Here is a 21,694-nt window from a genome sequence, read left to right as displayed (position 1 = left end):
AGCGAATTAACCGGGCGAGTATACGGTGACCGCCGCACCGTACTGGGCAAGGAGCGGACTCGCGGCGTCGCCGGTGGCCAGCACGATTTTGGTCAGCGCATCGGCCAGCACGCAGGTGGGTGCCCGCACGGTTGCCCCCGCGAGAGCCGGAAGCGCGAGCCGGTCCGCGTTATGAATTCGGGATGGGCTATCGGGGCCTGCGCCAAGCCCGCCAGCACTGGAGGTGGCGAGCGCCGTATTGTCGAGGCGCACGGTTGCAGCGATCCGCGCCGCACTGCGTGGGTCACGTACCTGCACGGTGATCGGGCGGGCACCGTGGTGCCGCAGATCGCCACCTGCGTTGACGACTGCACTGTCTACCGCCAAGCCTCGCATCTTTTCAATTGCGCGATCGACGGCATATCCCTTGGCGATACCGCCCAGGTCCATCCGTGCGAACGTCTGCTTGCAAACGACATCGCCAGCAAAGGCGACAGGAAAACGCGTATCGGCCAGTTGCTCAGGTGTGCCAACCCGGCAATCGAATGCGCGCGCGGATGCGTCGTGCAAGGTGCAGGCCAAGCGCAGTACGGTCAACGTTCTTGGATCAACGCGCAGTCGTGTGCCCGGCACCGCGAGGTTGATCGCTTGCAGCTCGCTGTCTGCAGCATGAAAGCTCAGCAGCGCGTGAACGGCGGCAATCTCGTCGAACGCTGCCGCCACGGCGGCTTCGGCCTCCGGCCCTTCAGCCTGCACGTCGACCAGTGTGCCGAGCAACGGCCGCGCGCGCCTGCAAGTTGCGAGCATCAGCGTTGGACGAGCGCCAGTTGTGCCATCACCGCAATGCGCCGAATGCCGTCGGTCAGGTGCGTGCACGACAGCGTTGCGCCGCTGATGTTGTTGATGTCGTCGCCCACACGCAGCGGCGATTTGGCGGACTTGCCGAGAAACTGGGTTCGCCACGGCTTGTTGCGGACTTCGTACCCGTGGCTTTCGCGGTAGGTGAGGATTTCAACGCCGCTGATCTCGCCGGCTGTGTTCAGGGCCACGGCGTAATTGATGAGCTCGAATTTACCGATGACGGCGTCGGTCACGAAGTAGCCGAGCGTCTTATCTCCTTGTTTGGCTTGCCATGCGCGCCACGCACCCGGCTTGGCCGGGCCGCCCGCACGTTCGGCCAACTGCCTGAGTTGGTCGGCTGAGAGCGTGAGCGGTACCGGTTCAAAGCCCGTTGCGTCGGGAAACATTGCTTTCTGGGCCTCGGCAGCGGACAGGTAATCCGCCGCAAACGCCTTAGTGACAACGATGCCCGGCGCCCCCACGGCGGCGGCACAGACAAGAACAATGGGCACTGGCTGGTAACGCATGACTTGCACCTCCTTGGATTTGCCGCTCCCGCAGCTTAGAACGACACGCCCAGGCCCAGATCCACACGCGAGAAATCGCGGTTCTGCTTGAAGCGCTGGTAGTCCACTTTGAAGACAACGTTCGGGTTCAGATAGAAGTTCGCGCCGATGGTGTACACGGTGTCGGACAGCGAAGGCCAACCGGCAGGGAAGGTGAAGCCCGGTGCAAGACCTGCGTACTTTTCACCCATGTTGTAGCGCTCGTAGCGGACGAACGGAGCGAAACGATAGTCGCCCTTTTGCCACACGTTGTACGCCGCTTGCATGAACCAGCCGTAGAACGCCGAGGGCATCGGATTCGCTGCGCCCGGGTTGGCCTGATTGACTGTCTCGGTGTTGCTGAGCGTGCCGCGTGCGTACAGCGCTGACAGGTCCCACTTGCCGGGCGTCCAGCGAGCGTGCGCCTCATACAGGGTGGCGCGCTGCTCCGGTAGCGGTGCGTCGGTACTCGAGCGGCTGCTCTTGCCCGTAAAGATAGAGCCGCCGAGCGTAAGGCCGGAAATGCCCGTGTAGTTCAGCGCGACGTATTGCGACAGGTTCTTCGCACTGGCCAGCCCCAGCTCCTGGTGCGTCTGCTGCAGCGGACCGGCACCGTTGTTTTGCATCTCCAGGGCGGAGTTGAACAGCGGGTTTTCCGGGTTGAAATTCCACTTGGCGAGGTTCAGACCGGTGGTCAGGCCAACGTTCCAGTTCAGACCGAAATCGGTATCGCCATACAGCGAGAGACCGCCCTCGCGCCACGTGCTCGGAATGATCAGCGTCTCGACAAAGTTGCGATGAACGCCGTAGTAGTTGGTCGGCTCGTGGTTGCGGTTGATAAAGCCGGTCGGGATCAGGAACAGGCCCGCATTCAGGCCGATCTTGTCGGTCAGCTTGTGATCGATGTAGAACTGCTCGACCTCGAATTCTCCCGAGTCAGACGAGGAGGCGATGGCATGCTCGATCTCGAACTCGGAGTTGAAGCGCGTCTTGTCGTTGAACTTGTAACCAATGCCGAACACTGCGCGCGCGAGGTCCATCTTGGTGTCTTCGGAGCGGCGCGTCGGGCGGCTGTAGTTGACTTCGCCGTAGCCCCACAGCGTGAGGTTGTCGAGCGGCGACGGCCGGCTCGAGGCGAGCTGTGCCGTCTGCACAGTCTGCTGCACGTCTTGCAGGGCAGCGCTTTGCTGTGCCTGTGCCTTCGCCTGCGTCTGCTGCTGGGTTGCGAGCGTCGCGTTCTGCGCCTTCACCTCCTTCAGCTCCGCCTTGAGCGCTTCAATCTGCGCGGCCATGGCGTCGAGTTTCTGTTCGAGTTGCGCGGTGGTGGCGGCATTGGCTGCGCTGGCCCCCATCACCGCAATAGCGGCGGCTACCGACAAGGCGGTTCGTTTCATGCTGTGACGCTCCCTGGTCTTGGAATTTTGAATTGGCTTATTTGCGTGCTGCCGTCTTGCTCAGCGTGGCCCCGCTGGCAGAGACAGTCTGTATACGGGCGGCACCCACGCTGGCTGCGGTAGAACCGCATTGCGCCGGTACGCGATAGGCCGACGGGTTGGCCGGATCGAATCCATCGGTGAGCGTGCACAGGAAGTGCACGAGATCGCTCATTTCCTGGTTCGTCAGCGAAGGCGCGGTGCCTGGGTTGTATGGCACTTCGGCCACGTTCACGTTGGCATCGAAGCCAACCGGCAGATCGTTGTACGGCACATCGGGCGTGCCATCGGCCTTGACGTACCAGCGGCCCGGGTCGGTATCGCGCGTGATGTACCACGCCACCACCTGATCAAGCGTCTGGAACACGCCGTTGTGGAAATACGGTGACGTAAGCGCGATGTTGCGTAGCGTCGGCACTTTGAACTTGCCGCACGTCGAGCCACCCACGCGAAAGTCCGTACGCAGCGGTCCGCAAATGCCGAGGTCGTAGTAGCTGTAGTTTGGACTGCCTAGCGCCAGGCCGTTCTTCGGCACGTACGGCAGCGTGGTGCCTTCCTGATTGGCGGTGATGCTCCAGTTGCGTGGAATACCGACGTTGTCGTACGTGAAATCGGTAAACAACGCCGGCGTGCTGCCCTTGCCTGTCGAGATATGGCAAGCGTTGCAGTTACCCTTGGTCGGGTTGTTGAACAGCAGCAAACCGCGCGTCTCGGCATCCGTCAGCGTTGTCTTGCCGGCGAGGTAGGCGTCGAATTTGCTGTCGAAAGTGTGGAAGCTCGGGTCTTCGGATTGGAAGGCCGCCAGCGCGCGGCCGATGCTTTGCATGGCCGCCGCACTGTCCTGGATGCCGGTTTTGGTGAACACCGCCGTGAACTGGTCGAGATACGGGCGCGTCAGCAACGTCTTGAACACGTCATCTGCCGAGGCGTTGGCCATCTCGAATTCATTGGTAAACGGCTGCTGCGCCTGATCCGCCAAGGATGCCGAACGGCCATCGCGGAAAAAACCGCCGGAAGCCTTGCCAGCACTGTCGATTTTGAAGTTCGGCGTGAACGAAGCGTAATTTAGCGACGGCGTGTTTCGCAGGCCGGGCAAATCGGAATTCGGCCCCCCAATGGATACAGACAGATTGTTCGGATCCGTGAAAGCGCGCGATGGGTCGTGGCATGACGCGCAGGACTGCTTGCCCGAGGCGGAGAGCGTCTGGTCAAAGAAGATTTGCTTGCCGACCTGTGCCATAGCCGACAGCGTGTCAGTCGATATCGAAGCCGTCGACGTCGTATTGCCGCCGCCATCCCCGCCGCCGCATGCGCTCAGCAATGTCGCCGCAAGCAGCCAAGCCGCGCCCGATCCCACCCGCGCCACCTTGCTGGCGCCACGGGTTCCTCCTCCACGTTGTCTTTCTTTCATTTCCCTGGCGCGGTGGCTCTCGGGCCCGCTCAAGCGACTCGATTAATGGTAATAGGAACAATTCGCGTTCGCATTCTAAGCGAATCGTCAGGGGAAATCACGCGTTTTGTGACGGGCGGCGCCCGGCATTGATGAATGCCAAGGTCGGCGTTGCCAATCCGTTGTCGCCGACCGGTGTAAGGTCGTGGCATCGGGCCAATTCCCTCGGGCGCTGGGCTTGTGCCGGTTGGTAGTGCGAACGCTTAAGTGACTGGAATGTTGGGTTTACATTCGAAGGTGCGTGCGTCGCAACTCTGAGAGTTGCAAATTGAGTGACCAAAGTTCCAGATTCAATGAATCTCGACAGTGGACGACGGCGTCGACGGACGACACCACCCGCGACGACAGGGGAATAGTTTTGCGGAAGGAGCACGGTCGACCCATATCTCAGCCATGTGGACACCCCTTTCAGAAACCAACCTGCCGCCCAGTTTCGTACGGGAAGGGAAGCTAGAGCGACCGACCATCAAGATAAATCGCGAGCGTCGTTAGATTTTCTTGAGTCGGACAGCTCATGCACGTCAGGACGTATTGTGTCGCTCGGCTACCAAGCTATTGCGATAACTATTCTTATCGCAATAGATACATGGCAGCACTAAACTGCTTCCAATGAAAACGCGTCTGCTCCCTGTCGATACTTCGGTCGGCACTCCGCCTGACTTTCCCGATGCTCCCGAACTCGCGGCGCTGCGGGCTTGGCATGCCGGTTTGTCCACCCGCGAGGCCGTTGAGCGCTACCTGGGCGAGCGCCTTACGCCGGGGCAGTCCTCACGCGGCGTGCTCGGGCGCATCCGGCGCCAGCTCGCCGCGTTCGCACGCCAGCGGCAGCGCGACGATTTGGCCGCGCTGTTTGAGATGCCCGCGACCGAACGCGCCAAACAGGGCAGGGCAGCCGACCAGGCGATCGAGCTGCTCCGCACGCTCCCATTGCCACAACCAGCCATCAGCGATGCCGTGGCGCTGTGGCTGGATGCGCGCACCGTCGCCGCGCTGCGTGCCGCGGGTATCGACACCTTGGCCGATCTGACTGTCCGCGTGCCGCGCCGACGCCGCTGGTGGGCAGTCATTCCCGGATTGGGGCAGGCCAGTGCGCGGCGCATCGAGGCATTCTTTGCCGAACACCCCCGATTGACCGAGCGTGCCCGGGCGCTGATCGCTGAACAGGTCCGTGGCGTGGTAGTCCCGTGGGAGCAATTGCGCCTACCGAACGAGGTTGACGGCTCTCAAGGGCAATTCCGTGCGCCACGTGAGACCTGCGTGCTCACCGCTGACAACGACTACGAAGCCGTTCAGGCGTGGCTGTCCCTGCACGAATCGCCGGCCACCCAGCGGGCCTACCGCAAGGAAGCGGAGCGGCTGATCTTGTGGGCAATCGTCGAACGCGGTCGGCCGCTGTCGTCGCTGACCACCGAAGATGCCATTGCCTACCGGGGGTTTCTGCGCCGGCCGACGCCGTGGGAGCGCTGGGTCGGTCCGGCCCGCCCGCGCACGTCCGTCGAATGGCGGCCGTTCACGGATGGGCTGTCCACGCGTTCGATTGCGTATGCCTTGTCCGTGCTGGGAACCATGTTCCGTTGGTTGATCCAGCAGCGTTACGTGCTGGCCAACCCGTTTGCTGGCGTAAAAGTGCGCGGGGGCGGACGGACTGCGGCCCTGGACGCCTCGCACGTATTCACAGAGGGCGAATGGGCACTGGTGCGCACTATTGCTGATGGCCTGGAGTGGTCGTATGGCTGGGAAGCGCCGGCGGCGCAGCGATTGCGCTTTGTACTGGATTTTGGCTATGCGACAGGCCTGCGGGCGAGCGAACTCGTTTCTTCTAAGCTCGGTGACCTCGCAACGGACCGGCAGGGCGATCACTGGCTCAATCTGATAGGGAAGGGGAGTCGCGCTGGCAAGGTTGCGCTGCCGCCACTGGCGCGTGCGGCGCTGGATCATTATCTGCTGGAGCGCGGGCTGCCGGTCACCCAGGCGCGCTGGAATCCGAAGACGCCGCTAATTGGTGGGTTAGGGTTGGATCCCGAAGCGGGAATCACGGGAACGCGGCTGTGGAGCGTGGTTAGAAGGTTTTTTGAGACCGCAGCCGATACCATAGAGAACGATCATGCGGTGCTGGCGGAGAAGCTGCGCAAGGCCAGTCCGCATTGGATGCGCCATACACATGCCACCCACGCGCTCGCGCGCGGCGCGGAATTGACCACCGTACGCGACAATCTGCGCCACGCCTCTGTTTCGACCACCTCGATCTACTTGCACAGCGATGAGAGCAAGCGCGCGAGACAGCTTGGGGAGGCCTTTGACGCCCGAAAATGAACGGTTAGCCGCTGCGTGCTATGCCATGGAAGGTTCAGTTGTGATGCCTCGCTACACAGTTGCAGTCGCTCCCTTCCTCACAAGTCTTTCGGCTGTCCTGTACGTAACCATTTTCCGAGCAGTTCCTTCACGCAGCGCTGGCACAGGTCGAGACTAACCACGTTGCCGTCACCAGAGACAGAATTGAAGCCGCAGGAGTGGTCAAGCGATAGTCGCTCTTGCAACTCACCAGGCTCCTCAGGGGTCAGCCGACGCTGGCACCGATCACAGGTGCATGCGGTCAGCTCTTGGGCAGTATTTGGCCGACGAGTGAATAGGGCTACCTCACGAAAGTGAACAAAATTGCTTCCGTCCGCCAGGAGCACTGCAGCGTCTGCATGTCGCCGCTGCGTTATCTGCAAGCCTCTTTTATTTTACATAACACAAATTATGCGTAATTTAGGTGCTAGAGCCAGGTTGTGATGTCCGGTTATAGCCAAGTCCAAATGTCCGAGTGCTCGACCGACCCAAGAACCTCCAGGCGCTCACCGATGAGCACCTCAAGACTGGGATTGCTGCTGCCCGGCTTGGTGTAAGCGTTGCGTTTGTTGCGACGCTATCAGGTTCAAGGTGCAGCGGGTCTGCAGAACCGACATCCAGGCCGACCGGCCAACAACCAACTGCCGCCCGGTCTGGAGTTACGCATGCGCGGGCTGATTCGGGACAGCTATGCGGATTTCGGCCTGAAGCTGGCGGCCTAGAAGCTGCGTGAGCGCTGGCCAGCGAGACGGTGCGCCGGATCATGACTGACGTCGGTTTCTGGGTGCCAAGGAAGCGACGGCCGGCCAAGGTGCACCAGCCGCGGATGTACGGAAGATTCACGCGCATGACTACGCGCTGCGCGATGTTCACATGCCCAGCCTCATCGCGTATGATCCGGCGACGAATGATGGTGCCCTTGAAGGGTGAAACGGGAACACGGTGTGAAGCCGTGGCTGCCCCCGCAACTGTAAGTGACGAGCCCGTATCAAAGTGCCACCGGAGGGTTCCGGGAAGGCGATGCGCGGTGATGACGCACAAGCCAGGAGACCGGCCATCATCTCTTGTCGACGTGGGGTCAATCCGGGCGGGGTGTACTGGGGGATACGAAAAGCGGCCAAGCCGTTTTGTCCTGTCTCGCGGCGATGCATCTCGCAAAGAGGCCTTCCGTGGCATCGCCGCTCTCGCGCCGTTTAACCTCTCCGTCCCGTACGCCAGTCAGCCTGCTGGCAGTACTCATTGGACTGAACCTACTGGCCTGGGCATGGGCGCTCACCGCCTTTGCCGGACAACCCGGCTTGCTTGGTACCGCACTACTGGCCTACCTGTTCGGGCTGCGCCATGCAGTCGATGCCGATCACATCGCCGCGATCGACAACGTGGTGCGCAAGCTGGTGCAGCAGGGCCAACGCCCCTTCGCAGTGGGTTTCTTCTTCTCCACCGGACATTCGACGTTGATCGTGCTGGCGGTGTTCGTCGTCGTTACCGCGAGTTCCGCCATGGGTGCACGTCTTGGCGCACTCAGGGAAAGCGGCGGTGGCATTTCGACGGCCATCTCCGCCCTCTTCCTGCTTGTCATTGCGGCAACCAACCTCTTCATTCTTTGTGCGGTGTGGAAACAGTTCGTCCGTTTCAGGAAGGGAGAAGCGATCCGTGACGAAGACATCGACACGCTGACGTCCGGCAATGGCGTCATGGCGCGGCTGTTTCGCCCGATGTTCCGGCTGGTCACCAAGAGCTGGCATATGTTTCCGCTCGGTTTCCTGTTCGGCCTCGGATTCGACACGGCCACGGAGATCGGGCTGTTTTCAATCTCAGCGGCCCAGACGCCCAAGGGCGTCCCATTCCTGTCGGTCATGGTCTTCCCCGTTCTGTTCACCGCAGGCATGGCCCTGATCGACACGCTCGACAGCATCCTGATGGTCGGCGCCTATGGCTGGGCCTTTGTCAACCCGATGCGCAAGCTCTGGTACAACATCACGATCACGTTGACCTCGGTGCTGATGGCGTTCGTCATCGGCTCCATCGAGGCGCTCGGTCTGCTGGCCAACCGCCTGAGCCTGCACGACGGGCCGTGGGCATGGGTTTCCCTACTCAATGAAAGACTGGCGGAGTTCGGCTATCTGGCCATCGGTCTCTTCATCCTGAGCTGGGCCATTTCAGCAGGCATCTATCAGTGGAAAGGCTACGACCGTCTGCCCTCCCCTGCACTGATGAAAGGCGGCCCGCAATGAGAACGCACGATCGGCATGTATTGATGTGTACGGGCCCGCGCTGTACAGACAACGGTGCCTCAGCAGAAGACATGTTCAAGGTGCTTGGCCAAGCCATCGACGCGTGCGACGGTTTGCGCGTCAAGCGGACCCGCACCCATTGCTTCGCGGTTTGCAAGCAGGGACCGATCATGGCGGTGTATCCGGACGGCATCTGGTATCGCAATGTGGACGCCGCCGCCATCGGCCGTATTGTCAGTGAGCACCTTGCGGGCGACTGCCCGGTCGAGCCGCTCATCTTTCACCGTCTAGGTGTTGGCGATGTGGAACCGGAGGCCGAAGCATGACAGGCAACATCTCGCCCCGTGTCGTGTTGCTCAGTCACGCCGGCACTGACCTGACCGCGCTGGTCCGTGCGCGTGCCGCCCTCCCCGGTGATTTCGCTGCGGTCGAAGCGGTGAACCTGCAGACCATCGACAGCGCTGACCGCATGAACATGCTGCTTGCGACCACATTGCTTGAAGCGCGCGTGGTCGTTGTGCGATTGCTCGGCCGCGCGCATGACGTGCCGGGCTTCGATGCGCTGCTCAAAGCCGCATCGACGCACCACCAGGCGCTGATTGTCGTCAGCGGCACCGGCGAGCCAGACCCCGAGCTGGCAGCGCTGTGCAATGTCCCTCCAGCCTTGCAGCATGAGGTGACGGCCTACCTCCAGGCTGGCGGCGTGGGCAACATGGCGCAATTGCTGCGTTGCTTGTCCGACCGCCTGTTGATGACCGGCTTCGGTTACCAGCCGCCGGCGGCACTCCCCGAGCACGGTATCTACCACCCCGCGCTGCCGCTGCAGACCACGCTGGCCGATTGGGCCGCCGATACCGCGGCCTGCAACCCCCAGTGGCCGACGGTCGGCATTACGTTCTACCGGGCTCACTGGCTTAGCGGCAATACCCGCTTTATCGACATGCTCGTCGATATGCTGGCCGAACGTGGCCTCAACGCGCTGCCGGTCTACACCGCGTCGCTACGCGCGCTGGATGCTTCCGGCCAACCCGCCGCACTGGGGCTGTTTGTTGCCGATGCAGCCTGCCGCATCGACGCACTGATCAACACTACCTCGTTCGCGATGGGCGACGTCAGCGCGGATGGCCCGACCCTGCCTGGCTGGTCGGTGGCAGCACTCGGACAGTTTGGCGTCCCAGTGATCCAGGCCATTGCCAGCAGCATGACGCAGGCCCAGTGGGAAGCGTCCGAACGTGGCCTCAACCCCCTCGATACCGCGATGAACGTCGCACTGCCAGAGTTCGATGGCCGCATCGTGGGCGTACCGGTCTCATTCAAGGACAGTCAGGGCGACATGCGGGGCGAGACCCACTACGTGCCAGTGGCCGACCGGATGCGCCGGCTGGCCGGCGTAGTGGCACGCCAGGTCGCGCTACGCCGCACGCTGCCGGAACACAAGCGTGTCGCCTTCATCTTCACCAACAGCAGCAGCAAGGCGTCGCAGATCGGCAATGCGGTGGGCCTGGATGCGCCGGCCTCGCTGTTTGCCCTGCTGCACGCCATGCGGGCCCAGGGCTACAGCATTGAAGGCCTGCCTGAGTCGGGCGATGCGCTCATCCACGACCTCATCGACCGCGGCGCCTACGACGAGGCCTACCTGAGCGCCGATCAACTCCGGCACGCCATTGCCACCGTTCCCACAGCGCGTTACGCCGAATGGTTCGGCCAACTGCCGCACGTGCTACAGCAACGAATGCGCGAGCGCTGGGGTGAGCCGCCGGGTGGCGCCTACGTTCATGAGGGCAAACTCGTGTTTGCCGGCATCGAATACGGCAACGCCTTCGTCGCACTGCAACCGCCGCGCGGCTACGGCATGGATCCGGATGCGATCTATCACACGCCCGACCTGCCGCCCACACATCACTACTACGCCCTGTATTGCTGGTTGCGTGATGACTGGCAGGCAGACGCCATTGTTCACGTTGGCAAGCACGGTACGCTGGAGTGGCTACCAGGCAAGGGCGTGGGCATGTCGCAGGACTGCTTCCCGGATGCGCTGCTGGGCGACATGCCGATGCTCTACCCGTTCATCCTGAACGACCCGGGAGAAGGGTCGCAGGCCAAGCGCCGCGCGCATTCGGTGATCGTCGACCACCTCACTCCACCGATGACCACCGCCGACACGTATGGTCCGCTGGCGCAACTGACGCAACTGGTGGACGAGTACTACCAGGTCGAAATGCTGGACCCTGCCAAGCTGCCCCTGCTGCAGCAGCAGATCTGGGACCTGATCAAGGAAGCTCAGCTCGACACCGATCTGGCCGCAATGCGCGGCCACGAGAACGGTCACCATGACCATCCCGCGCACGCCAGTGCACAAGCGGCCACCGCCGGCAAGTACCGACCGATGCCAACCGCAGGCAAAAAGACAGCCGTGCCGAAGCACCGGCTGATGCCCACCGGTAAGAAACATCACCCCCATGGCGGCCACGGTCATCACCACCATCATCACGATGACGGCCACGGTCATGACCATGATGATCACCACCACGACCACAGCCACACGTGGGATGCAACGCTGAACAAAGACGGCGTACCGCTGACGCTGGCCCAGATGGAGGGCGTTGACGTCGCGCACCTGATCGAGGACATCGATGGCTACCTGTGCGAGCTGGGCGCGGCACAGATACGCGACGGCCTGCACGTGCTGGGCAAGGTTCCGGCCGGGGATGCACTGATCGACATGGTCTGTGCGCTGGTGCGCCTGCCCAACCTCTCGGTTCCAGGGCTGCCGGCCGGCGTGGCTGCCGCGCTCGACATCGATTGGGCAGCGTTGCAGCACGACAAGGGCCACCGGCTGGATAGCATTCCGCCCACGCTCGCCCGACTCGCCGCGCGTACGCTCGTCACCCGCGCCGATGCATTCGACGCGATCACCGCTCTCGGCCGGCAGTTGGTGGCCAGGCTGGCCGCGTGCCATTTCGATGCCAACGCGATCGACGCGACGCTGGCCGATGTGCTGCCGGGCACGATGGGCATCGAAGCCATCCGGCAGACCCTGGCCTATGTCTGCCGCGAACTGGTGCCCAATCTCGCACGCACCTCGGAAGAGATCGACAACCTGCTCAAGGGCCTTGCGGGGGGCTACGTACCCGCCGGGCCGAGTGGCGCACCGACTCGCGGCATGGCGCACGTGCTGCCAACCGGCCGCAACTTCTACTCGGTGGACCCGCGCAGCCTGCCGTCGCAGGCAGCATGGCGTGTCGGCTCGGAGTTGGCCAACGAAGTTCTGGCGCGTCATCGCAGGGAGACCGGCCGGTTGCCTGAGTCAGTCAGCATCAGCGTATGGGGCACCAGCGCCATGCGCACCCACGGTGATGACATCGCCCAAATCTTCGCCCTGCTGGGCGTGCGCCCCCGCTGGCAAGCAGAGAGCCGGCGCGTGACCGGTGTCGAGGCGATTCCGTTGTCCGAACTGGGCCGCCCGCGCATCGACGTGACGGTACGCATCAGCGGCTTCTTCCGTGACGCGTTCCCGCATCTGATCCACCTGGTGGACGAAGCCGTGCACATGGTCGCCAGGCTGGATGAGCCGGCTGAACAGAACTTCCTGCGCAAGCACTACCTGGCTGACCTCAAGCACGACTTGTTCCGCCAACTGCAGGGCGATAGTGCCGAGCAGCGCGCGCTCTATCGCGTCTTCGGTTCGAAGCCGGGAACGTACGGTGCGGGCATCCTGCCCTTGATCCAGGAACAGAACTGGCAGGAAGACGCCGATTTCGCCACGGCCTACATCAACTGGGGCGGCTATGCCTACGGTCGCGCAGACGATGGCACCGATGCGCGTGCCGATTTCCGGCACCGTCTGTCGGGTGTCGAGGTGGCCCTGCACAATCAGGACAACCGCGAGCACGACATTTTCGACAGCGACGATTATCTGCAGTACCACGGCGGCATGATCGCCACCATCCGCAGCCTGACCGGACGCCAGCCGCGCCACTACTTTGGAGACAGCCATCAGCCGGACAACCCCGCCGTACGCGGGCTGAAGGAAGAAGTCCTGCGCGTCTTCCGCGCGCGGGTGGCCAATCCGAAGTGGATCTCCAGCATCATGAAACACGGCTACAAGGGGGGCCTTGAGCTGGCGGCCACAGTCGACTACCTGTTCGGCTACGACGCCACCGCCCATGTCGTGGATGACTGGGTGTACGAGCAGGTGGCCGAAACCTATGCCTTTGCACCGCAAATGCAGCAGTTCTTTGCCCAAAGCAATCCCTGGGCACTCACCGCCATTACCGACCGGCTTCTTGAGGCCGCACAGCGCCAGTTGTGGGCCCAACCCAAACCGGAAACCCTTGCTGCGTTGCGAGCGCTGCATCTGCACGGTGAAGCCATGCTCGAAGCGCGCGGAGAGGTTCGCACACAAGGCCACGCAACAGCCCGCAAACCATGAGACACCACTACCCGTTCACCGCCATCGTCGGCCAGGCGCAGCTCAAGCGTGCGCTCCTGCTGTGCGCGGTCGACCCGACCTTGGGCGGCGTGCTGATCCGGGGCGACAAGGGCACCGCCAAGAGCACGGCCGCGCGCGGTCTGGCCGATGTCCTGCCGCCGATCCAGCGCGTGGCCGGCTGCACGTTCAACTGCGAGCCGGAAGCCCCGCTGGCCGAATGCAGCGTATGCCAGGACAGCACGCGCGACATCGCCAGTGCACCCGTGCCGTTCGTCAACCTGCCGCTCGGTGCAACGGAAGACCGTGTGCTCGGCAGCCTCGACTTCGAACGCGCCCTGAAAGACGGCAGGAAAGCCTTCCAGCCCGGCTTGCTTGCCGCTGCCCATCGCGGGCTGTTGTATGTGGATGAAGTCAACCTGCTGGCCGACCACCTGGTCGACATGCTCCTCGACGTTTCTGCCATGGGCCGCAACACGGTGGAGCGCGAGGGTCTGGCGATCAGCCATCCGGCGCGCATCACGCTGCTCGGCACCATGAATCTGGAGGAAGGGGACCTGCGCCCGCAATTACTGGATCGCTTTGGCCTGATGGTGGAGGTAAGCGCGCCGCGCGACCCAGCCGTACGCGCCGAGGTGGTGCGTCGACGGCTCGCGTTCGAGGCCGATCCGAAGTCATTCATCGCCGCGTGGCAACCGGAAACCGATACCTTGCGCGCGGCCATTCGCACCGCGCAACAGCAGGTGGCCAGCGTGCGGCTTCCCGACTCGCTGCTCGCCTTTATCAGCCAGGTGTGCTGCGAATTCGAGGTCGCGAGCCTGCGCGCGGATATCGTGATCCACAAGGCAGCGCGCGCGCTTGCCGTGCTGAACGGCCGCGACGTGGTCACTGCCGAAGACGTGCGCGAAGCCGCCGAGCTGGCGCTGCCGCACCGCCGCCGGCGCAAGCCCTTCGAGCAGAGCGGCCTGGACAGCGAGCGCCTGGATGCGTTGACCCAGCAACAGCAGCAGCTTGCCCAACCGCCCGCCCCGGCAGATGACACCCGCGCAACGGGTGACGGCGAAACAGCCGAGTCAGAACTTGCGGACAACCGCACCGATGACGTTGACAACGCACCGCAATCCAATAGCGCAGCCGAGCGGTTGTTTATGGCCGCCGCAGCGGATGCGATCGGGCGCATCGACGTGGTTGCAATGCAGGCGCATGAGGCCAGTGGCCGGCGCAGCCGTATCGTGGGTGCCCGCCGCGGCCAAGCCATCAGCGCCGTGCCAAGCCAAGCCCCGAACCAGCTTGCGGTAGACGCCACGCTGCGTCACGCGCTGATGCGCAACCCAACCGAGTTTGAGGTGACCCGCGCCGATCTGCATGACAAGGTGCACGTGGGTCAGCAGTCCAACCTGATCCTGCTGGTGGTGGATGCCTCCGGCTCAATGGCGGCACGCCGGCGCATGGAGACGGTCAAGTCCTGCGTGCTCGGCCTGCTGCAAGACGCTTACCAGCGCCGCGACCAGGTTGCCGTGATCTGCTTTCGCGGCGAGCGTGCCGAGCTGGTGCTGCCGCCCACCCGCCAGGTCGAGTTGGCCGAACTGGCTCTGCGCGAGCTGCCGACCGGCGGCAGGACGCCGCTGGCGCATGCGCTGCATCTGGCCGCGTCCACGCTGGCACAGCACGATGGCGCCACACCGCTCCTGGTGGTGCTCAGCGACGGACGCGCCAACATCGCTCTGAACGAGAGCGCCGATCCGTGGCAGGAATCGCTCGATGCGGCCCAGAGTCTGGCAGCGCGGGGCACACCAGCCCTGGTTCTGGACACTGAGCAGGATTTCGTGCGCCTGGGCCGCGCCCACGAGCTCGCGCAAGCGCTGCATGCAGATTGCCTACCCCTGGACCAGATCAGCGGTGAGCAACTGCGGCTGACCATCCGCGAAAGGCTGCCGCGATGAACCCGCGTGGCAAGGTGTACTTGATCGGCGCCGGTCCTGGCGATGTCGAGCTGCTGACGCTCAAGGCGGTGCGCCGCCTGGCGCTTGCCGACGTCGTGCTGATCGACGATCTGGCCAACCCGGAGGTGCTGCAATTCGCGCCAAAAACAGCCGAAGTGATCCACGTCGGCAAGCGCGGCGGCGGCGCCTCCACCCCGCAAGCCGACATTGAACGCCGCATGCTGGACGAAGCGCTGGCAGGGCGATGCGTTGCCCGCGTCAAAGGAGGCGACCCGTTCGTCTTCGGGCGCGGGGGCGAAGAGATGCAAGCCCTGCTTGCCGCCGGGATCGAAGTGGAGGCGGTCAACGGCATTACGGCCGGTCTCGCGGTGCCGTCCACACTCGGCATCCCGCTCACGCATCGTGATCATGTGCACGGTGCCATCTTCGTCTCCGGCCACAGCCTCCAGAATGACGAACCCGATTGGCCGTTGCTCGGCCGCAGCGGCATGACGCTGGTGATCTACATGGGCATCGCAAACCTCTCGCACATCAGCGCACAACTGCAACAAGCCATGCCGCCCGACACACCGGCCGCCGCGATCCAGCACGGCACCCGGCCAGAGCAGCGGCAGGTCTTGAGCACGCTGGCGCGCCTGGCCGACGATGTTGCGGCGGCCGGCCTGGGCAGCCCGGCGCTGCTTGTGATCGGCTCGACCGTCGGGCTGGCCAGGGACGTGCCACGCCTTGCGGCGACACAACATAAGGAAACGCAATGATCATCTGCATCGGTGCCGGCCCCGGCGATATCGGTTACCTGCCGCAACGCTCCGCCGAATTGATTCGCAACGCCGACGTCGTTGCCGGATTCAATGCCGTCGTCAACGTTGTGCAGGCGCTGATTCCTCAAAGCGCCGAAGTCGTGCTGATGGGCTACCGCGATCAGGTCGCCCAGCTCGACAAGGTGGCGCAGCTGCATCACGCCGGGAAGAAATGCGTGGTCGTGTTCATGGGCGACATCCACTTCAGCGGCTTCCAATATCTGGAGCGGGTCGAGCGGGCGTGCGGCCATCCGGTCGATACCATCCCCGGCATCTCGTCGGCGCAAATCCTGGCGTCGCGCGCCAAGGTGTGCTTTGACGAGACAACCTTCATCACCTTCCACCGCCGTGGTGATCTGACACCGTTCAAACGCCATCTGGTGCATGTGCTTGAAGACCAGCGCAACGCCATCGTGATCCCCTGCCCCTGGGACGAGGCACGTTCGTTCATGCCCTGGCACATCGCCGCGTACCTGCTCGAAAACGGCATCCCCGCGCAGCAGCCGGTGGAGGTATGGGAGCATCTCACGCAAGCCGAGGCCCAATGGCGCGGCACCTTGGCCGAGTGCGCGCATCAGCGCTTCTCCGACATGAGCATCATGCTGATCCGCACCATGAACCCCATCCCCAGTCAGATCGAGCCACCGCCGGAGGCGCAATGAGCGCGACCACTGACACCGCCACTGACTACGCCATCGTCCTGGCTGGACACGGCAGCCGCGACCCCGACGGCGTGGGCGAATTCGAGGCGCTGGTCGCGCTCCTGCGCGAGCGTGCCGGTGGCCGCATGGTTGCGCATGGCTTTCTGGAATTCGCTACGCCAACCATCGACCAAGCAGTCAACGGCGTCATCGCCAATGGCGCACGGCGCGTGGTGATGGTGCCCGGCGTGTTGCTTGCGGCCACGCACGCCAAGAACGACATGCCTAGCGAACTGCTCGCACTCAGGCAGGCGCACCCCGGTGTCGACTTCCATTTCGGGGCAGCGATGGACCTGCACCCCAAACTGCTGCAGCTCTGCCGGGAGCGCATCATCCAGGCCGAAGCGCTCTCGGGGCACACCGTGGCGCGCGCCGATACCTGTCTGGTTGTTGTCGGACGCGGCACCTCGGACCCCGATGCGAATTCGGAGATATCCAAGGTTGCGCGCATGCTCGAGGAAGGGCTCGGCTTCGGTACCTCGTTCGTCTGCTATTCAGGCACTGCCCGGCCGCTGGTGGCCGATGGCCTCAAAGCAGCCGCGCTGCTTGGGCACAAGCGCGTCGTGGTACTGCCCTACTTTCTGTTTGATGGCGTACTGGTCAAGCGCATCTACGCCGCGGCCGACGATCTGGCAACCCGCCACCCGGAACTCGAGGTGGTCAAGGCGGGCTATCTCGGTGCGCACCCGCATGTGGCCGATGTGTTTCTGGAGCGCGCAGCAGAGGGCATCGAAGGCCGGGCCACGATGAACTGCGCGCTCTGCAAATACCGTGTGCAGATCGTCGGCTTTGAAGAGCAGGTCGGCACGCCGCAGCAGGCTCACCACGGCCTAGTACGCGGACTGCTCGGGCGGGACGAAACAGCGGGCGCCCCCGCTCCCGCTGCGGAATGGCCGCCCTACGTGCCGCACCCGATCGAAGCCGAGAGCATGCGCATCATCGACCAGGGACGCGACTGGTCCGACGTGCCGGACGATCACCAGATCGTGCTCAAGCGCCTGGTGCATACCAGCGGCGATTTCGACATCGTCGATGACCTGTATTTCTCCCCCGGCGCAGTGACGACCGGCATCCGGGCGCTGCTGCGCTGCCGCCGCATCGTCGCCGACGTGACCATGGTGCAGACGGGGCTCAAACGTGCGGTGCTCGACCAACTTGGCATGCAGACATGGTGCGGCGTGCACGACGAGGAAACCCGGTTGCTGGCCGAGGCGCATGGCATTACGCGGTCCGCAGCGGGCATTCGGCGTGCCTGGCAGAAGTTCGGCAACGATGTCGTCGTGGCGATCGGCGATGCGCCCACGGCGATCATGGAACTGGTGCGGCTGGTGCGCGAGCACGGCTGGCGCCCGCAGCTTGTGGTCGGACTGCCGGTGGGCTTTGTCGGCACGCGCGAATGCAAGGACGAGTTACGCCGCCTGCTGCAGGTGCCGCGCATCACCAACCGTGGCACGCGCGGCGGATCGCCGTGGGCAGCGTCGGCCATCAACGCACTGATGATCGCGGCAATCGATCAGGTCCACCGCCAGAATCAGATGCCGTGACCAGCGAAGCGCACCGCCGCCCCTTCGATCTCGCCACGCTGGCCCCCAATGGCCTGCGCCGCGGCCGCACGACCGGCAGTTGCGCCACGGCCGCGGTCAAGGCTGCGCTGTTGATGCTGTTGCGCGGCGAGGTCGCCAGCGAAGTCGAGGTCAGCCTGCCCGACCCCGACTACTACCTGCTGGTGCCGGTGGAGAACGTGGAGCGGCTGGCAGACGGCTCGGTGCGCGCAGACGTGAAGAAGTACGGCGGCGATGATCCCGACAACACCGACGGCGCAACAATCTTCGCCAGGGTGACGGTCAATCACCAAGGCGCGGTGCGCTTTCTTGCGGCCGAGGGCGTCGGCATGGTCACCCAGCCGGGCCTGCGCGTGCCGCCGGGGGAGGCGGCCATCAACCCCGTGCCACGCCAAATGATGCAGATGGCGGTTGACGAGGTGCTCAACGGCGCAGCCAACCCAGGCTTTGACCTAGCCATCGGCTGCGTCGACGGAGAGAAGATCGCCAAGCGTACGTTCAACCCCATGCTCGGGATCGTGGGCGGTATCTCGATCCTCGGCACCAGCGGCATCGTTGAGCCGATGTCGCTCGCTGCGTGGATGGCGTCGATCGAGGTGTACATCCGCGTCGCCCTGGGTGAGCAGCCAGAGGCCATCGCGTTCACCCCCGGCAAGATCGGCCGGCGATTTGCAACCGACACGCTGGCCCTGCAAAAGAAGCAGGTGGTGCAGATCGCCAACTTCGTCGGCGCGTCCCTCGACTATGCCCAGCAAGCGCTGGAAGAGTCGCAGGCGCGTCTGGGAACGCTGTGGGTGCTCGGGCATCCGGGCAAGCTTGCCAAGCTGCTTGATGAGCGAATGGGGGACGCGTGGGACACGCATTCGAGCAAGAGCCGCATGGCCATGCATTCCGTGGCGGCCGTGGCGGCCGACCTGGGCTTTGCCAGCGGACTCACCCAACAGATAGAGAAAGCCAACACCGTGGAAAACATCGTGGAAATCATGCGAAATGAACCGGGCGCGCAAGCGTTCTGGACCGACATCGAACGGCGGCTGGCCGCCCTGATGCAGCCCCGGGTCCCGAGGGTCGACCGCGTGGCGGTCCGCCTGTTTGCCATGGACGGCACACCGCTCGGAGCGGCCGCGTGAGCGCGCTCGGTCATTTCGTTGGCGTGGGCGTCGGGCCGGGCCCGGCAGGGCTGATTCCGGTCGCGGCCCTGGCCGCATTGCAGGATGCCGAGCGCATCTACCTGCCGCGCGCGCGTGGCAGTGAAACCTCGGTCGCGCGCCAGTGCCTGGCAGGCTTGCCCATTGCAGAAGCCAAATTTTGCGAGATCGAGTTCCAGATGGACCCCGACCGCAGCGTGCTGTCGGAGCACTACGGCGAATTGGCAGACGCGATTGCCGGCGAGCTGCGCCAGGGGCGCAACGTCGCCTACCTGACCATCGGCGACTCGATGACATATTCGACCTACGGCTACCTGCTGGCCGCGCTGCGCGACAAGGTACCCGGCTTGCGCCACACCACCTTTCCGGGGGTCACGAGCTTTGCGGCCACCGCATCGGCGCTGTCCTGGCCACTTGGCGAGGGCAAGGAACGGATCCTGATCCTGCCGTGCCCCGACGACATGGCGGCCTTGCGCACGGACATCGAAAGCCATGACATCGTCGTGCTGATGAAGATCGGCGCACGCCTGCCGGCCGTACTGCAACTGCTGAACGCGCTCGGCATTGCCGGGCACTGCGCATTCGCGCGCCGCATCGGGCTGCCCGGCGAGGTGCTGTGTCAGGACGTATCGCGCTTGGATTCCAGCGCCAGCGGCTACCTCGCAACAATGCTGATCCGCAGTACCGCCAGAGAGAAACGTCACGCATGAAAGTCTATTTCATCGGCGCCGGCCCTGGCGCTGCCGACCTGATCACGCTGCGCGGCAGCCGCATCCTCGGCAACGTGCCGATGGTGTTGTATGCCGGCTCGCTCGTGCCGACCGAGATGCTGCAGCACTGCCGACCGGACGCCGAAAAATTCGATACCGCCGAGTTGTCGCTCGACGCACAGGAAGCGCTTTATCGGCGCGCCCAACTCGAAGGCAAGGACGTGGCGCGGCTGCATTCGGGCGACCCGTCCATCTACGGCGCCACGGCAGAGCAGATGCGCCGCCTGGAGAAGCTCGGCATCGCCTACGAGATCATCCCTGGCGTCTCGTCGTTCACTGCTGCTGCGGCGGCGCTCGGCAGTGAACTGACCCGCCCCCTGGTATCGCAGTCGGTCATTCTGACGCGGGTGTCGGGTCGCGCATCGGCCGTGCCGGAACTGGAGTCCGTCCTCCGCTTCGCGGAGCACCAGGCGACGATGTGCATCTTCCTCTCCGGCCAGCGCTTGAAGCAAACCGTGGCCGACCTGCTGGTGCACTACCCGGCCGACACGCCAGCCGCGCTGGTGCGGCGTGCAAGCTGGCCAGACCAGGCGATTCATCGCAGCACGCTTGGCACGCTGATGAGCGAGGTGCAAAACAAGGATTGGCTGCTCACCACGCTACTGCTGGTCGGCCGCGCACTTGCACACGAGGACGGTGTTGAATCCAGTCTCTACGCTGCGGGATTCACCCATATCTTCCGCGACGGCACCGACCGCAAGACGCGGCGCCCGCGCAAGGCTCGTGTAGCCCCAGTCACGCAAGCCGCCGGAGATCCGACATGAAGCCGGTCGCCGTCTGGTTGACGCGCAGCGACGCCCTCCCGCTCGGACACCGGCTGTCGGCCGGGTTGGATGCAGACGTGTATCAGCCCTGGCTGCATGCCGATGAAAGTCCGCGCGAGCACTTCCGTCGGCACTTCCGCCTGCACCGGCAGTGGGTCATGGTGAGCGCAAGCGGCATTGTCGTGCGCTACCTCGACGGCCTGCCGCAAAACAAGTACGAAGACCCCGCCGTGGTGGTGCTCGACGAAGCCGCACGCTTCGCGATCCCCCTACTGAGCGGGCACGAGGGCGGCGCGAATGCACTCGCCTACGCAGTCGCCAGGCTCACCGGTGCGAGCCCGGCCGTGACCACTGCAACCGAGGCGCTCAAACCGCTCACGCTCGGCATCGGCTGCCGGCGCGGCAAATCTGCCGAGGCGATCGAGCAGGCGATCGTGCACGCGTTGGGCGGCCGGAGCCTGACTGAAGTACGGGAGATCGCAACGATCGACCTGAAGGCCGACGAGGTTGGGCTGCTGGCGTTCTGTATGCACCACCAATTGCCCTTGCGCGTGATTGCGCGCGCCGACGTGGCCGCGCGCGCGTGGGTGGGACATTCGTCCGACTGGGTGCAGCAGCAAATTGGCGTGGACGGTGTATGCGAGCCGTGCGCGCTCATCGCCAGCCCGCGTGGCCAACTGATCGTGCCCAAGACCGCACTCGATGGCGTTACCGTCGCCATCGTCGAAGACCACATACTGCCCATTGAACACAACTGACCCATCC

The 21,694-nt window shown here is 64.1% G+C and carries 16 protein-coding genes and 1 riboswitch; of the genes, 12 read left to right on the top strand and 4 right to left on the bottom strand.

Going from position 1 to position 21,694, the window contains the following annotated elements; all coding sequences use genetic code 11:
- Positions 1-6: 6 nt before the first annotated feature.
- From DOD19_RS21285 to DOD19_RS21270, 4 genes are read right to left on the bottom strand one after another with little or no spacing between them, the layout of a single operon-like run.
- Complete coding sequence (locus DOD19_RS21285) at positions 7-786, bottom strand: FAD:protein FMN transferase (protein WP_112187916.1); 780 nt, start codon at positions 784-786, stop codon at positions 7-9.
- Positions 786-1,346 (bottom strand): FMN-binding protein, encoded by a 561-nt coding sequence (locus DOD19_RS21280; RefSeq protein ID WP_112187914.1) that lies wholly within the window; start codon positions 1,344-1,346, stop codon positions 786-788. Before DOD19_RS21280 ends, DOD19_RS21285 begins: the two co-directional genes overlap by 1 nt.
- A 35-nt stretch (positions 1,347-1,381) precedes the next feature.
- The gene (locus DOD19_RS21275; RefSeq protein WP_112187912.1) at positions 1,382-2,758 is read right to left on the bottom strand and encodes a porin; all 1,377 of its coding nucleotides are present in this window, start codon (positions 2,756-2,758) and stop codon (positions 1,382-1,384) included.
- Between the two features lie 37 nt (positions 2,759-2,795).
- Positions 2,796-4,208, bottom strand: coding sequence for a cytochrome-c peroxidase (locus DOD19_RS21270; RefSeq protein WP_204360092.1), 1,413 nt, complete (start codon positions 4,206-4,208; stop codon positions 2,796-2,798).
- A 648-nt stretch (positions 4,209-4,856) separates the two neighbouring features.
- On the opposite strand from DOD19_RS21270, the gene DOD19_RS21265 reads away from it, so the two are divergent.
- The 12 genes from DOD19_RS21265 to DOD19_RS21200 all read left to right on the top strand — a co-directional run bounded on the left by DOD19_RS21265 (position 4,857) and on the right by DOD19_RS21200 (position 21,687).
- Positions 4,857-6,560, top strand: a complete 1,704-nt coding sequence (locus tag DOD19_RS21265; RefSeq protein ID WP_112187909.1) for a site-specific integrase — start codon at positions 4,857-4,859, stop codon at positions 6,558-6,560.
- 912 nt (positions 6,561-7,472) lie between these two features.
- A riboswitch (cobalamin riboswitch) is annotated at positions 7,473-7,652 on the top strand.
- Positions 7,653-7,747: 95 nt separating this feature from the next.
- Positions 7,748-8,812 (top strand): HoxN/HupN/NixA family nickel/cobalt transporter, encoded by a 1,065-nt coding sequence (locus DOD19_RS21250; RefSeq protein WP_239498071.1) that lies wholly within the window; start codon positions 7,748-7,750, stop codon positions 8,810-8,812.
- Positions 8,809-9,138, top strand: a complete 330-nt coding sequence (locus tag DOD19_RS21245) for a ferredoxin (protein WP_024978861.1) — start codon at positions 8,809-8,811, stop codon at positions 9,136-9,138. Before DOD19_RS21250 ends, DOD19_RS21245 begins: the two co-directional genes overlap by 4 nt.
- Complete coding sequence (locus tag DOD19_RS21240; protein WP_112187905.1) at positions 9,135-13,244, top strand: cobaltochelatase subunit CobN; 4,110 nt, start codon at positions 9,135-9,137, stop codon at positions 13,242-13,244. The genes DOD19_RS21245 and DOD19_RS21240 overlap by 4 nt, the downstream gene beginning before the upstream one ends.
- Positions 13,241-15,184 (top strand): putative cobaltochelatase, encoded by a 1,944-nt coding sequence (locus DOD19_RS21235; protein WP_112187903.1) that lies wholly within the window; start codon positions 13,241-13,243, stop codon positions 15,182-15,184. The genes DOD19_RS21240 and DOD19_RS21235 overlap by 4 nt, the downstream gene beginning before the upstream one ends.
- Positions 15,181-15,942 (top strand): uroporphyrinogen-III C-methyltransferase, encoded by a 762-nt coding sequence (gene cobA / locus DOD19_RS21230; RefSeq protein ID WP_112187901.1) that lies wholly within the window; start codon positions 15,181-15,183, stop codon positions 15,940-15,942. Before DOD19_RS21235 ends, cobA begins: the two co-directional genes overlap by 4 nt.
- Positions 15,939-16,646: a cobalt-precorrin-7 (C(5))-methyltransferase gene (locus DOD19_RS21225; protein ID WP_024978865.1), complete on the top strand. Its 708-nt coding sequence runs from the start codon at positions 15,939-15,941 to the stop codon at positions 16,644-16,646. Before cobA ends, DOD19_RS21225 begins: the two co-directional genes overlap by 4 nt.
- Complete coding sequence (locus DOD19_RS21220) at positions 16,643-18,229, top strand: precorrin-8X methylmutase (protein WP_112187899.1); 1,587 nt, start codon at positions 16,643-16,645, stop codon at positions 18,227-18,229. The genes DOD19_RS21225 and DOD19_RS21220 overlap by 4 nt, the downstream gene beginning before the upstream one ends.
- Positions 18,226-19,377: a cobalt-precorrin-5B (C(1))-methyltransferase CbiD gene (gene cbiD / locus DOD19_RS21215; protein ID WP_024978867.1), complete on the top strand. Its 1,152-nt coding sequence runs from the start codon at positions 18,226-18,228 to the stop codon at positions 19,375-19,377. The genes DOD19_RS21220 and cbiD overlap by 4 nt, the downstream gene beginning before the upstream one ends.
- Positions 19,374-20,105: a precorrin-2 C(20)-methyltransferase gene (gene cobI / locus DOD19_RS21210; protein WP_112187898.1), complete on the top strand. Its 732-nt coding sequence runs from the start codon at positions 19,374-19,376 to the stop codon at positions 20,103-20,105. The genes cbiD and cobI overlap by 4 nt, the downstream gene beginning before the upstream one ends.
- Positions 20,102-20,929, top strand: coding sequence for a precorrin-4 C(11)-methyltransferase (gene cobM / locus DOD19_RS21205; RefSeq protein WP_024978869.1), 828 nt, complete (start codon positions 20,102-20,104; stop codon positions 20,927-20,929). The genes cobI and cobM overlap by 4 nt, the downstream gene beginning before the upstream one ends.
- Positions 20,926-21,687: a cobalamin biosynthesis protein gene (locus DOD19_RS21200; RefSeq protein ID WP_112187896.1), complete on the top strand. Its 762-nt coding sequence runs from the start codon at positions 20,926-20,928 to the stop codon at positions 21,685-21,687. Before cobM ends, DOD19_RS21200 begins: the two co-directional genes overlap by 4 nt.
- The last annotated feature ends 7 nt before the right edge of the window (positions 21,688-21,694 follow it).

The organism is Ralstonia sp. GX3-BWBA (assembly GCF_003290055.1).
GTDB classification, from domain to species: Bacteria; Pseudomonadota; Gammaproteobacteria; order Burkholderiales; family Burkholderiaceae; genus Ralstonia; species Ralstonia holmesii.
The sequence above is the reverse complement of the archived record's forward strand: the minus strand, read 5'-3'. Positions and strand labels throughout refer to the sequence as shown.

Coding starts and splice junctions, on each gene's coding strand:
- DOD19_RS21285 (WP_112187916.1), bottom strand. CDS start 786: ATGCTCGCAACTTGCAGGCGCGCGCGGCCGTTGCTCGGCACACTGGTC.
- DOD19_RS21280 (WP_112187914.1), bottom strand. CDS start 1,346: ATGCGTTACCAGCCAGTGCCCATTGTTCTTGTCTGTGCCGCCGCCGTG.
- DOD19_RS21275 (WP_112187912.1), bottom strand. CDS start 2,758: ATGAAACGAACCGCCTTGTCGGTAGCCGCCGCTATTGCGGTGATGGGG.
- DOD19_RS21270 (WP_204360092.1), bottom strand. CDS start 4,208: ATGAAAGAAAGACAACGTGGAGGAGGAACCCGTGGCGCCAGCAAGGTG.
- DOD19_RS21265 (WP_112187909.1), top strand. CDS start 4,857: ATGAAAACGCGTCTGCTCCCTGTCGATACTTCGGTCGGCACTCCGCCT.
- DOD19_RS21245 (WP_024978861.1), top strand. CDS start 8,809: ATGAGAACGCACGATCGGCATGTATTGATGTGTACGGGCCCGCGCTGT.
- DOD19_RS21240 (WP_112187905.1), top strand. CDS start 9,135: ATGACAGGCAACATCTCGCCCCGTGTCGTGTTGCTCAGTCACGCCGGC.
- DOD19_RS21235 (WP_112187903.1), top strand. CDS start 13,241: ATGAGACACCACTACCCGTTCACCGCCATCGTCGGCCAGGCGCAGCTC.
- cobA (WP_112187901.1), top strand. CDS start 15,181: ATGAACCCGCGTGGCAAGGTGTACTTGATCGGCGCCGGTCCTGGCGAT.
- DOD19_RS21225 (WP_024978865.1), top strand. CDS start 15,939: ATGATCATCTGCATCGGTGCCGGCCCCGGCGATATCGGTTACCTGCCG.
- DOD19_RS21220 (WP_112187899.1), top strand. CDS start 16,643: ATGAGCGCGACCACTGACACCGCCACTGACTACGCCATCGTCCTGGCT.
- cobM (WP_024978869.1), top strand. CDS start 20,102: ATGAAAGTCTATTTCATCGGCGCCGGCCCTGGCGCTGCCGACCTGATC.
- DOD19_RS21200 (WP_112187896.1), top strand. CDS start 20,926: ATGAAGCCGGTCGCCGTCTGGTTGACGCGCAGCGACGCCCTCCCGCTC.